The organism is Micromonospora sp. NPDC047620, from assembly GCF_043205005.1.
Lineage (GTDB): Bacteria > Actinomycetota > Actinomycetes > Mycobacteriales > Micromonosporaceae > Micromonospora.
Genome location: NZ_JBIDDG010000051.1, coordinates 19489 through 28811, shown reverse-complemented (window position 1 = coordinate 28811; position 9323 = coordinate 19489). Strand labels below are relative to the sequence as shown.

The window sequence follows — 9323 nt, the reverse complement described above, 5'->3', positions numbered from 1 at the left end:
CCGTCGCCGACCATCGCCACGGTCAGCCCCCGGGCTTGCAGCTCGGCGACCGCCCGGTCCTTGTCGGCGGGGAGCACCTCGGCGAAGACCTCGTCGACGCCCGGCCGGAAGCCCAGGTCTGCGGCGACCGCCTCGGCGACCGGCCGGGCGTCGCCGGTGATCATCGCGATCGTCCGTACGCCGTGCTCGCGCAGCTCGGCGATGGCCGCGCGGGCCTCCGGGCGGACCTCGTCCTCCAGGGCGAAGGCGCCCACCGCCTCGGGTCGCCCGTCGGGCAGCCGGACGAGGTGCAGCACCACCGCGCCGCGCGACGACCAGCCCCGGGTCACCGTGGCGAGGCCGTCCGACACGGCCGCCCCGACCTCGCGCAGCAGGGCGGGGCCACCCACCGCCCAGGTGGTGCCGTCGACGACGGCCCGGACCCCCCGACCGGGCAGGGAACGGAAGTCCCGGGCGGTCGCACGCAGCCCCCGGTCCTGCGCGACCTTGACCAGAGCCTTGGCGAGGGGGTGTTCGCTGTCGGCCTCGACCGCGCCGGCGATCCGCAGCACCTCGTCCTCCGTCGTGCCGCCGGCGGCGGCCGTGGCGGTGACGGTGTGGGCGCCCTTGGTCAGGGTGCCGGTCTTGTCGAACAGCACCGCGTCGACGGTGCGCATCCGCTCCAGGGCGAGGCGGTCCTTGACCAGGATGCCGGCCTTGGCCGACACCGCGGTGGACAGCGCGATCACCAACGGGATGGCCAGCCCGAGGGCGTGCGGGCAGGCGATCACCAGCACCGTCACCGACCGCACCACGGACTGGTCCGGGTCGCCCAGCGCCCACCAGACGGCGAAGGTGACCAACGCGGCGACGGTCGCGACATAGAACAGCATCGCCGCGAACCGGTCAGCCAGGACCTGCGCCCGGCCACTGGACGCCTGAGCCTGCGCCACGAGCCGGCCAATGCCGGCCAGCGCCGTGTCCTCACCCACCGCGTCGACCCGGACCCGCAACGCGGAGTCGGTGGCCACCGTGCCCGCCACCACCCGATCGCCCACGCCGCGCGGCACCGGCCGGGACTCCCCCGTGATCATCGACTCGTCCAGCTCAGCGACGCCGTCGACGATCGAGCCGTCGGCCGGCACCCGGGCACCGGAGCGGACCAGCACCACGTCGCCCACCCGCAACTCGGCCAGCGGCACGCGGCGCGGGGTACCGTCGTCGTCGACCCGTTCGGCCTCGTCGGGCAGCAACGCGGCCAGCGCGGCGAGAGCACCCTGCGCCTGGCCGATCGCCTTCATCTCCTGCCAGTGCCCCAACAGCATGATCGTCACCAGCGCCGCCAGCTCCCACCAGAAGTCCAAGTCGAACGCGCCAAGGCTGGTCGCCAGCGACGCGACGTACGCCACCGCGATGGCCATCGAGACCAGCAGCATCATCCCGGGGGTGCGGTCGCGGGCCTCCCGTACGGCGCCCACAAGGAACGGCCAGCCTCCGTAGAGGAAGACCACCGACCCGAGGACCGGGCCCACCCAGCTCCTGCCGGGGAAGTCCAGGGTGTAGCCGAACCAGCCCATCACCATGTGACTGGTCAGCACGATCGGCACGGTGAGTGCGAGGCACAGCCAGAACTTGCGGCGGAACTGCTCCGGATCGTGACCGGCGTGCTTGTCGTGCCCGTCGTGTCCCGCCTGCTCGCGGGGTCCGCCGTGCCGGTCGGGCCCGCCATGGTCGTCGGGCCCGCCATGCGCGGCTCGGTCGTGGCCGTGGCCGCCCGCCGAGCGGGCCGCGGCACGGTGCGGACGGAACGCCCGTGCGAACACCCGAAACCCCCGTTCCCACGGTCACACCGGGCCGGGCCCACCGGCCGCCGCCACCGCGGTCGGCGCCGGGGCGGGCGGCCCGCGTGCGACCGGACGCACGGACCACTGTAGGAGAGCCGAGGGGCACCGGGCCGGGGTTCACCGCGATCGGCGGGAGGCCGGGCCACGCGCCGCCCGGCCGGGCGCATTCAGCGCCGGCTCACCGCCACGCGGTCTCCTCCGCCACCTGTACGCGGTCGAGCAGCGGCCGCCACCAGCTCTCGTGCTCCCGGTACCAGTCGATCGTCTCCTTCAGCCCGTCGCCGAACCCGATCCTCGGCTCCCAGGCCAGCTCGCGGCGCAGCTTGCCGGAGTCGAGCAGATAGCGCCGGTCGTGCGAGGGCCGGTCGGGCACCCGTCGCTTCAGCTCCGCGCCGAGACCCAGCTCCCCCAGCACGGCGTCGGCGAGCGTCTCGACGTCGACCTCGACGCCGCTGCCCACGTTGTACGTCTCCCCCAGCCGGCCGTGCAGCAGCACCGCCTCGACCGCGCGGCAGTGGTCGGCCACGTGCAGCCACTCCCGGCGGTTGCGGCTGGAGGCGTAGACCGGCAGCGGCATGCCCCGCAACGCGTGCGTGACGAACAGGGGGATCACCTTCTCCGGGAACTGGTACGGGCCGTAGTTGTTGGAGCAGGTGGTGATCGTGAAGGGGATGCCGTAGGTGTGCCCGAAGGCCCGCACGGCGTGGTCGCCCCCGGCCTTCGCCGCGTTGTACGGGGTGCGCGGCAGGTAGGGTGAGTCCTCCGTGAAGGCGCCGGGGTCGTCCAGCGCCATGTCCCCGTACACCTCGCAGGTGGAGATCTGGTGGAAGCGGATGCCGTCGCGGCCGACCCGCCGGACGGCCTCCATCAGGGCGACCGGGCCGAGCACGTTCGTCTCGAAGAAGGCCGTCGGGCCCAGCACCGCGCGGGAGTTGTGCGACTCGGCGGCGAAGTTGACCACGACGTCGACCCCGTGCTCGCGCAGCGCCCGCGCCACGGCCGGCTCGTCCCGGATGTCGCCCTGGACGAAGGTGACCGCGTCACCGAGGTCGGCGAGGTTGGCCAGCGTGCCGGAGTACGTCAGCAGGTCGAAGGCGATCACCCGGTCGCGCGGGTGGGCGCGGCGCCAGTGGCGGACGAAGTTGGACCCGATGAAGCCCGCCGCGCCAGTCACGAGAATCGTGCTCATTGATCTCTCCTACCTTCGCCCGGCGGGCCTCCGAGGTGGCATCGGAGGGTCCGTCGGCGACGTCCGGCCAGTCCATGCGACGCGGCCCGCCGTCGGCGGGCCGCGCGTGGGTGGTTCACCCGGACGAGTGTGCCCGGCCGCCCGGTGGAACGGGCAGCCGGTCGTTGCGCCGGATGCCCGCAGCGCCGCCGCGGCGGGTGGCCGCCGCTGATCATCTTGTCGGGCACACCTGCTACGGTCTCGCCGCCGCTGCACCAGTCGACCGGAGGTAGGCGTGATCAGTTCGCACGTGTCGTCGTTCGCCGGGTTGCCGGTGCTGCCGTTCACACCGGGGATGACCCTCCCCGACGACCCGTCGGCGGTCGCCTGGCGGCTGGAGGTCGAGGACTTCGACGCGGAGCCGGAGGAGTTCGCCGGCCTCGTGCAGGCGCTGCGCGAGCAGGTGCCGGCCGACGCTGTGCGCGCCCTGGTGATCGGCGAGTGGGGCGAGGCGTACGAGCGGCCGCTGCCGGTGGAGGCGCTGGTGGCGGCGGCTGGGGAGTGGACCGCCCTGCGGGCGGTCTTCCTCGCCGACCTGACCTACGAGCAGTGCGAGATCTCCTGGCTCAGGCACGGCGACATCACCCCGCTGCTCGCGGCGTACCCGTCGCTGGAGGTGCTGTGGGTACGCGGCGCGCAGGACCTGCGGCTGGAACCGGTCCGGCACGACGCGCTGCGCGAGCTGCGGTTCGAGTCCGGCGGGCTGCCGGCCGGGGTGGTGCGGGCCGTCGGCGCCTGCGAGCTGCCGGCCCTGCACCGGCTGGACCTGTGGCTCGGCAGGTCCGACTACGGCGGCGACGCGACCGTCGACGACCTGGCCGGCGTGCTGGCCGGCACCGGCCTGCCCGCGCTGCGGCACCTGGCACCGTGCAACGCCGAGATCGCCGACGCGGTGGCGGCGGCCGTCGCCGCGGCGCCGGTCGTCCCGCGGCTGGAGGTCCTCGACCTGTCGATGGGCACGCTCACCGACGAGGGCGCGGCGGCGCTGCTGGCCGGCCAGCCGCTGACCCACCTGACGCAGCTCGACCTGCACCACCACTACCTCTCCGAGGAGATGGCCGCCTCGGTGGTCGCCGCGCTGCCGGGCGTGCGCGTCGACGTGTCCGACCCGCAGGAGGCCGACGAGCACAACGGCACCCGCTACCGCTACACCGCGGTCGGGGAGTGATCTGCCGTGACCTTCGGTTCCCACGCGCGGGCCTTCGCCGGTCGGCCGGTCGTCGACGTCCCGGTCGACGGGCCGCTGCCCACGGTGGACGGTCCGGTCTCGTGGCGGTTCTCCCTGTGGCACTTCGACGAGACCGCCGGCTACAAGCTGTCGGACGAGTTCCGGGTGGCGTTCGACCGGTTCGTCGCGCAGGCCGGGCCGTCCGTGGAGTCCCTGGTCGTCGGCGCGTGGGGGTACGCGGCGTTCAACCCCGCCCCGATCGCCCAGCTCTGCGCGGCGGCGCCCCGGCTGCCCGCCCTGCGCGCCCTCTTCCTCGGTGACATGACCACCGAGGAGTGTGAGGTCTCCTGGATGAGGGTGGGCGACGTCAGCCCGCTGCTGACGGCGTACCCGGAGCTGGAGGTGCTGCGCGTCCGCGGCGGCGAGGACCTCGCGTTCTCTCCCGTGCGGCACGCGCGGCTGCGGGAGCTGGCGGTGGAGACCGGCGGGCTCTCCGCGGCGTTCGTCGGCGCGGTGCTCGACTCCGACCTGCCCGCGCTGACCGACCTGGAGCTGTGGCTCGGCACCTCCGACTACGGCGGCGACGCGCAGGTGTCCGACCTGGCCCCGCTGCTGGCCGGGGAGCGGTTCGGCGCGTTGCGCCGGCTCGGGCTGCGCAACGCGGAGATCGCCGACGACCTCGCCGAGGCCCTGGCGAGGGCGGCGGTGGTGCCACGCCTGGAACGGCTGGACCTGTCGCTGGGCACGCTCGGCGACCGGGGCGCGGCGGGGCTGTTCGCCGGGCAGCCGCTGAGCCACCTGGCGGAGCTGGACCTGCACCACCACTACCTCTCGGAGGAGATGGCCGCCTCGGTGGTCGCCGCGCTGCCGGGTGTCCGGGTCGACGTTTCCGACCCGCAGGAGGCCGACGAGTACGACGGCGAGAGCTACCGCTACACGGCGGTGTCGGAGTGACATGCGCCTGACCGTCGTCGGCAACCCCGACAACCGTCGGGTCGGCCTGTTCACTCGGGCGGTGCTGGCCGCCGGCCTGCCCCGGCCCGCGGTGCTGCCCTGGGTCGACGTGCTGACCGGGGCGGCCCCGCCGGCGCCGGGCGCACTGGTGCGGGTCGACTCGCCCGGGGAGGACGCCGAGGTGGACCGGCTGCTACGCCGGTCCGCCGTCCCGGCCCGGCACGGCGAGCTGGTCGGGCTGGCCGACACGTACGCCGGGCTGCTCAGGGGCCTGGGCCGGGTCGCCGCCGGCGGCGCGGAGCTGCTCAACGACCCGGTGGACGTCGCGGTCATGTGCGACAAGCGGCGCTGCCACGCGCGGCTGTCCGCCGCCGGGGTGCCGGTGCCGGCCGCGCTGCCCCCGGTGCACGGTTGGGCGCAGCTGCGGGCGGCGATGGCGGCGGCCGGCTGGGGCCGGGTGTTCGTCAAGCCCGCGCACGGCTCTTCCGCCGCCGGGGTGGTCGCGCTGGCGGTCGCCGGGCGCCGGGTGCAGGCGGTGACCACGATCGAGGCGACCCCCGACGGGCTGTTCAACTCGCTGCGGCCCCGCCGCTACACCGACGAGGCGCAGGTCGCCGCGATCGTCGACCGGATCGCGCCCGAGGGCCTGCACGTGGAGCGGTGGCTGCCCAAGGCGGGGCTCGGCGACCGGGTGGTCGACCTGCGGGTGGTGGTGGTCGCCGGGCGGCCCACCCATGCCGTGGTGCGGGCCGCCCGGGGTCCGTTGACCAACCTGCACCTGGGCAACGCCCGCGGCGACCTCGCCGCGCTGCGGACGGCCGCCGGGCCGGCGGCGTGGGCGGCGGCGATGGAGACCTGCGAGCGGGTCGCCGGGTGTTTTCCCCACACGCTCCAGGTGGGGATCGACCTGATGTTCCTCGTCGGCTGGCGGCGGCACGCGGTGGCGGAGGTCAACGCGTTCGGCGACCTGCTGCCGGGGGTGCTGGCCGACGGCCGGGACACCTACGCCGAGCAGGTGCACGCCCTGACCGACGGCCGGTGGCAGCGCTGGCGGTCGGCGGCGGCCGGTCGCGCCCCCACCGGGGCGGAGGTGCTGCCGTGCGGAGTCTGATCGGCAGCCACGACCTGCTCCTGCTCACCCTCGACACGCTCCGCTACGACGTCGCCGCCGAACTGGCGGAGCAGGGGCGGACGCCGCACCTCGCCCGGGCGTTGCCCGGCGGCCGGTGGGAGCGCCGGCACTCCCCCGCCAGCTTCACCTACGCCGCGCACCACGCGTTCTTCGCCGGCTTCCTGCCGACCCCGGTCGCCCCCGGCCGGCACGAGCGGCTGTACGCGGCGGCCTTCCCCGGCAGCGAGACCTCCGGCACCGACACGTGGGTGTTCGACGCGCCGGACCTGCCGACCGCCCTGGCCGACGTCGGCTACCACACGCTCTGTCTGGGCGGGGTCGGGTTCTTCAACCGGCGCAGCCCGCTCGGCGCGGTGCTGCCCGGCCTGTTCGCCGAGGCCCACTGGGAGCCGGAGTTCGGGGTCACCTCCCCCACCTGCCTGGACGCCCAGCTCGACCGGCTGACCGAGGTGCTGCCGCGGGTGCCGGCGGGGCAGCCGCTGTTCACGTTCCTCAACGTCGCGGCGCTGCACCAGCCCAACCGGCACCACCTGCCCGGCGCGCGGGCCGACGACCTCGCCAGCCACGCCGCCGCCCTGGAGTACGTCGACGGCCGGATCGACCGGCTGTTCGCCCTGCTCACCGGCCGGGGCCGGCCGGTGTTCGCGATCGTCTGCGCCGACCACGGCACCGCGTACGGGGAGGACGGCCACACCGGCCACCGGATCGGCCACGACGTGGTGTGGACCGTCCCGTACGCCCACTTCACCCTGCACCCGGGAGAATGGTGACCAACACCGACACGGGCCTCGCCGGCTCGCCGTACCAGCAGTACCTCTACGCGTACCCGCACAAGACCTCGTACCGGCCGTTGCGGCCCCGGCCGTTGCTGGCGGACGTGTGGCGGGCCGAGGCGCGCGACGCGCTCTTCCTCTACGTGCACGTGCCGTTCTGTGAGATGCGCTGCGGGTTCTGCAACCTGTTCACCCGCGCCAACGCCCCCGCCGAGCAGGTGACCGGCTACCTGCGGCAGCTACGCCGGCAGGCCGAACGGGTCGCCGACGCGCTCGGCGCCGACGCCGGGTACGCCCGCGCGGCGTTCGGCGGCGGCACCCCCACCTACCTGAGCGCCGACGAGTTGACCGAGCTGTTCGACATCGCCACCACCACGACGGGGGCGCGGCTGCCCGGCGTACCGCTGTCGGTGGAGACCTCGCCGGCCACCGCGACGCCGGACCGGCTCGCGGTGCTCGCCGCGCACGGCACCACCCGGGTGAGCATCGGCGTGCAGAGCTTCCTCGACGCCGAGGCCCGCGCCGCCGGCCGGCCGCAGCGCCGCACCGAGGTGGAGGCCGCCCTGGCGGCGATCCGCGACGCCCGGATCCCGGTGCTCAACATCGACCTGATCTACGGCATCGACGGGCAGACCGCCGACACCTGGCGGGAGAGCCTCGACGCGGCGCTGGCGTGGCGCCCCGAGGAGCTGTACCTCTACCCCCTGTACGTGCGGCCGCTGACCGGGCTCGGGCGGCGGGCACACGACCAGACGGACTGGGACGCGCAGCGGCTCGCCCTCTACGAGCAGGCGGTGGCCACGCTGGGCGCGGCCGGGTACCGCCAGGAGTCGATGCGGCAGTTCCGCCGCGCCGACGTGCCGGCGCCGGACGGGCCGGACTACTGCTGCCAGGACGACGGCATGGTCGGGCTGGGCTGCGGCGCCCGCTCCTACACCACGAGCCTGCACTACTCGTTCGACTACGCGGTCGGGGTGTCGCAGGTGCGGGCGGTGCTCGACGACTATGTGGCCCGCCCGGCCGACGACTTCCGGTATGCCGAGTTCGGGTTCACCCTCGACGGCGCCGAGCAGCGCCGCCGGTGGTTGCTCAAGTCGCTGCTGCGCGTCGACGGCGTCGACGCGGCTGCCTACCGGGCCCGGTTCGGCCGCCCGCCCGGCGACGACTTCCCGGAGTTGGGCCGCCTGGTCGACCGGGGCTGGGCCACCCACGGCGGGCTGCGGCTGACCCCGGCCGGGCTGGCCCACTCCGACGCGGTCGGCCCGTGGCTGACCTCGGCCCGGGTCCGCGACGCGATGACCGGGTACGTGCCGAGGTGAACCTGGCGATCCTCTACCGGGGCCCGCTGGCGAGCTGCAACTACGACTGCCCGTACTGCCCCTTCGCCAAGCGGCACGACCCGCCGGAGCTGCTGCGCGCCGACCGGGCCGCCCTGGACCGCTTCGCCGGCTGGGTCGGGGCCACCACCGACGTGCGGCTGTCGGTGCTGTTCACCCCGTGGGGCGAGGGGCTGACCCGCAGCTGGTACCGGGACGCGATGGTGTCGCTGTCGCACCTGCCGCACGTCGACCGGGTCGTCATCCAGACCAACCTCGCCGCCCGGGTGGACTGGCTGGCCGACGCCGACCCCCGCGCCGCCGCCCTGTGGACCACCTACCACCCCGGCCAGGTCGACCGGGACCGCTTCCTGCGCCGCTGCGCCCGGCTGTCCGAGCTGGGCATCCGGTACTCGGTCGGCGTGGTCGGCCTGCCGGAGCACCTCGGCGAGGCACGGGCGCTGCGGGCCGCCCTGCCCGCCGAGGTCTACCTGTGGGTGAACGCCGCCGAGGGCCGGCGCTACGACGCCGCCGAGGAGGCGGTCTGGACGGAGCTGGACCCGCTGTTCGGCTTCAGCGTCCGCCCGCACGTGTCGCTCGGCCGGCCCTGCCACGCGGGCGAGACCGCCGTCTCCGTGCTCGGGGACGGCACGGTGCGCCGGTGCCACTTCATCGCCGAACCGATCGGCAACCTGTACGACGGCTCGTGGCGGCCGGCCCTGCGGCCCCGCCCGTGCGCCAACGCGACCTGCGACTGCCACATCGGGTACGTGCACCTCAAGCCGCTCGGCCTGCGGGACGTCTTCGCCGGTGGGCTGCTGGAACGCATCCCGGCGGCCTGGCCGTCGGCGCGCCCGCCGGTGCCGGTCGCCCCGCCTCGGCTCCGCCCGTCCTGAGCGGCGCGCCGGCCCGCGCGGGCGGGCCGTCGC

Annotated in this window: 8 protein-coding genes; 6 read left to right on the top strand and 2 right to left on the bottom strand. The window is 75.1% G+C overall.

Annotated features, from left to right (window positions below; translation table 11 throughout):
* Window positions 1–1802: heavy metal translocating P-type ATPase (locus ACGF5C_RS33150; protein WP_393308103.1), on the bottom strand; the 1802-nt coding region annotated here is incomplete at its 3' end.
* A 199-nt stretch (window positions 1803–2001) separates the two neighbouring features.
* Window positions 2002–3012, bottom strand: coding sequence for a dTDP-glucose 4,6-dehydratase (gene rfbB / locus ACGF5C_RS33145; RefSeq protein WP_393308101.1), 1011 nt, complete (start codon window positions 3010–3012; stop codon window positions 2002–2004).
* A gap of 274 nt (window positions 3013–3286) precedes the next feature.
* On the opposite strand from rfbB, the gene ACGF5C_RS33140 reads away from it, so the two are divergent.
* The 6 genes from ACGF5C_RS33140 to ACGF5C_RS33115 are packed head-to-tail and all read left to right on the top strand — an operon-like array spanning window position 3287 to window position 9290.
* Window positions 3287–4219, top strand: a complete 933-nt coding sequence (locus ACGF5C_RS33140) for an STM4015 family protein (RefSeq protein ID WP_393308099.1) — start codon at window positions 3287–3289, stop codon at window positions 4217–4219.
* A gap of 6 nt (window positions 4220–4225) precedes the next feature.
* Entirely contained in the window at window positions 4226–5173 is a 948-nt protein-coding gene (locus ACGF5C_RS33135; protein ID WP_393308097.1) for an STM4015 family protein, read from the top strand.
* 1 nt (window position 5174) lies between these two features.
* On the top strand, window positions 5175–6284 hold the full coding sequence (locus ACGF5C_RS33130; RefSeq protein WP_393308095.1) for an STM4014 family protein: 1110 nt from the start codon (window positions 5175–5177) through the stop codon (window positions 6282–6284).
* A complete protein-coding gene (locus tag ACGF5C_RS33125) occupies window positions 6272–7075 on the top strand; it encodes an STM4013/SEN3800 family hydrolase (protein ID WP_393308093.1) in 804 nt (267 codons plus the stop codon). The genes ACGF5C_RS33130 and ACGF5C_RS33125 overlap by 13 nt, the downstream gene beginning before the upstream one ends.
* On the top strand, window positions 7072–8397 hold the full coding sequence (locus tag ACGF5C_RS33120) for an STM4012 family radical SAM protein (RefSeq protein ID WP_393308091.1): 1326 nt from the start codon (window positions 7072–7074) through the stop codon (window positions 8395–8397). The genes ACGF5C_RS33125 and ACGF5C_RS33120 overlap by 4 nt, the downstream gene beginning before the upstream one ends.
* Complete coding sequence (locus tag ACGF5C_RS33115; protein ID WP_393308089.1) at window positions 8394–9290, top strand: STM4011 family radical SAM protein; 897 nt, start codon at window positions 8394–8396, stop codon at window positions 9288–9290. Before ACGF5C_RS33120 ends, ACGF5C_RS33115 begins: the two co-directional genes overlap by 4 nt.
* Window positions 9291–9323 lie beyond the last annotated feature (33 nt).

What these genes read in the sequence shown, in the direction of transcription:
- rfbB (WP_393308101.1), bottom strand. Translation starts at nt 3,012, where the DNA reads ATGAGCACGATTCTCGTGACTGGCGCGGCGGGCTTCATCGGGTCCAAC.
- ACGF5C_RS33130 (WP_393308095.1), top strand. Translation starts at nt 5,175, where the DNA reads ATGCGCCTGACCGTCGTCGGCAACCCCGACAACCGTCGGGTCGGCCTG.